This window comes from Eggerthella sp. (assembly GCF_048329335.1).
Classification (GTDB): Bacteria; Actinomycetota; Coriobacteriia; order Coriobacteriales; family Eggerthellaceae; genus Eggerthella; species Eggerthella lenta.
This window is the reverse complement of sequence record NZ_DBFEGU010000396.1, coordinates 1-2,418: the sequence shown is the minus strand read 5'-3', so window position 1 is coordinate 2,418 and position 2,418 is coordinate 1. Positions and strand designations below refer to the sequence as shown.

General features: G+C 64.7%; 2 protein-coding genes and 1 pseudogene. All 3 read left to right on the top strand.

Annotation, left to right across the window (positions count from 1 at the left end; translation table 11 throughout):
- Positions 1 to 1,529 (top strand): response regulator transcription factor (locus tag ACMO6A_RS12390; RefSeq protein ID WP_418471342.1); only part of this gene is annotated, 1,529 nt, incomplete at its 5' end.
- Between the two features lie 192 nt (positions 1,530 to 1,721).
- Positions 1,722 to 1,967: a hypothetical protein gene (locus ACMO6A_RS12385; protein WP_009608764.1), complete on the top strand. Its 246-nt coding sequence runs from the start codon at positions 1,722 to 1,724 to the stop codon at positions 1,965 to 1,967.
- Positions 1,954 to 2,418: pseudogene (locus ACMO6A_RS12380) on the top strand (hypothetical protein); the annotation flags it as partial. The gene ACMO6A_RS12385 and the pseudogene ACMO6A_RS12380, both read left to right, overlap by 14 nt.

Sequence of the window (2,418 nt, the reverse complement as noted above, 5' to 3'; positions counted from 1 at the left end):
GATCCGGGACGCTCGATCGATCCCAGGAGGATGCGGAGCTTCGCTTCGCGGACGACGAAGCGGTCGGCGTGCGGAAGGCCGACGCGCCCGCGTGCGAGGACGGCACCGTTGCGGGCGCACGGGCGCCGGGTCCATTGCTGCCGTGGCTGCCGTCCATCCCGCTGTTCTTCCTCGGGCTGGGCGTGTACCGTGCGTGGATCGAGATCGTGTTCGTGGGCTCGTTCGTCGAGTTCCCCGCAGCTGCTGTCGCGGGTCACGACGCGTTCGATCTCGTGATGATAGCCACGATGTTTTTGTGCGCCGCCCTTGCCAAGCGTATCGGCCCGCTGTTCGGAAAGCGCTCGTTGTACGCCGTGTCCGGCGTTGCGCTTACGGTGTCCACGCTGTGCATGTTCGCGTCCATCTGGATACCGAGGTCGGCGGATGCGCTTGCCGTGCCGGCGGTGCTGTTGGGCGGGTTTGGCATCGCGCTCGTCATTCTGCTGTGGTCGGAACTGTACGGCTGTCTCAATCCGTTTCGCGTCGCGCTGTACTATTCGGCGTCCATGATCGTGGCGGCGCTCCTCATTTATTTGTGCAGAGGCTTGCTGTTACCGTGGCTCGGCGCCGTCGTGCTCGTGCTGCCCGTCGTGTCGCTTGCCGCCTGCGCGGCGGGGTTCCGCTCGTTGCCTTCCGGCGAGCTTCCGCGCGCCAAGCCGTCGAAGTTTTCGTTCCCTTGGAAGATCGTGCTGCTCATGGCCATCTACGCGTTCGCGTACGGGCTGAAGGAATCGTCGATGTACCAGTCGACGTTCGGCCCGCATTCGGCGTTCGGCACGCTGGCGGTGGCCGCTATCGTGTTCGTCGGCGTCATAGCGCGCGGCGGCAAATTCGACTTCGGTGTGATCTACCGCATCGCGTTGCCGCTCATGGTGGCGGCTTTCCTCATCTTGCCGAACGTGGGCGTCCTGGGGCAGGCCGCGTCCGATTTCTGCACGAGTGCGTCCTACACCGCGTTCTCCATCCTCATCATGCTCATCATGGCTAACCTGTGCTATCGCTACGGGATGTCGGCCGTGTGGCTGTTCGGCATCGAGCGCGGCGTGCGTGCGTTGTTTACCCTGTTCGGACGCCAGACCGAGCAGCTGTTGGGCGCGCCGTCGTTCGGACTGGCCGGATCGGATGCCGTCGTCAGCGGGCTCGTGGTCATCCTCGTGGTGGCAGCCACGATGATCCTCTTCTCGGAAAAGGAGCTGTCCAGCCGCTGGGGCGTGTCGTTTCTGGGCGAGGATGGCACGGCGGGCGACCGGGCCATCGTAAAGAAGCAAGAGCTGGCGAACCGGTGCCAGGAGCTGGCGCGTTCGTACGGCCTGTCGCCGCGCGAGGAAGAGGTGCTGCTGTTGCTGGCGCAGCGCAAGACCGTGGGCTCCATCGAGCGCGAGCTGTTCATTGCGAACGGCACGGCCAAAACGCACATTCGCCATATCTACCGCAAGCTCGACATCCATTCGCGCGACGAGCTGTCCGATCTGCTGGGATTATTCGAATAATTTAACAAACAAATGTTCGTATCATATGCTATACTGTTCTCGAACGAAAGAACCAGTGCAAGCGCTGAACCCGACGCCTCCCGAAGGACGGGCAGCCCATAGATGACCGCGGTGTTCCACGCGATCCGTACCACGCTTGCAGGATCGAGCATCCTCCCACGCCCTGGAACACGGTAAACGAGGTGTCGTGCTATGCCTGCATTCGGAAATCAAACGTCGTGCTCCTACCCTGAAACGCTCGTGCTCGTCGAGGCGCTGCCTTTGTGCCGCATCCTCGCGTCTGATTGGCCGGGAGAGGGGGTTTCGGCCGAGTTTCCCCTGTTCGACGAGGAGGTTGAAGAGGAAAGCATGCTCGCGCGCCCGTTGCGATGCGCCGTGGTCATGCCGTGCGCCGAAGCGTTCGCGCTTCTGGAAGAGGTCGGTCATGTCGGATGGTAGCGCCTGGGAACGCGAGGCGCTTTCCATCAAGCAGGTTCCTTCGCTGCAGGCCCTGTTGCGCTGCTGCGACGAGCGGCTGCTCGTCCGCGCCATCGTCGAGGAGCATGCGGTCCTGGCCGGCGATTGGGATGCGCTTCCGGCGAAGCGCAAGCGGGCGGCCGAGAAGCGGTTGGCGGCCACGTTGGCCACGATGCGGGGCCTGCCGCTCGACAAGAAAGGCGCACGGGGCAGCCTGCTGCTGCCGCACGAGTCGTTCGTGCTGCACGCGCGCAGCGGCTTGATCGAGCGCCACGTGTCCGCGGCGCTGCTCTCGCTCGACGACGTGCCGCTCGCGCGCAGGGCCGTCCAGCGTTCCGATGCCGCGACGCCGCCCGGGGAAGCCGAGGGGCCGCAGCCGCGTCCCTACACGCTCGATCCGTGGGAGCGGACGCTTGCGAGCCGCGTGTGGCTG

Coding starts and splice junctions, on each gene's coding strand:
- ACMO6A_RS12385 (WP_009608764.1), top strand. CDS start 1,722: ATGCCTGCATTCGGAAATCAAACGTCGTGCTCCTACCCTGAAACGCTC.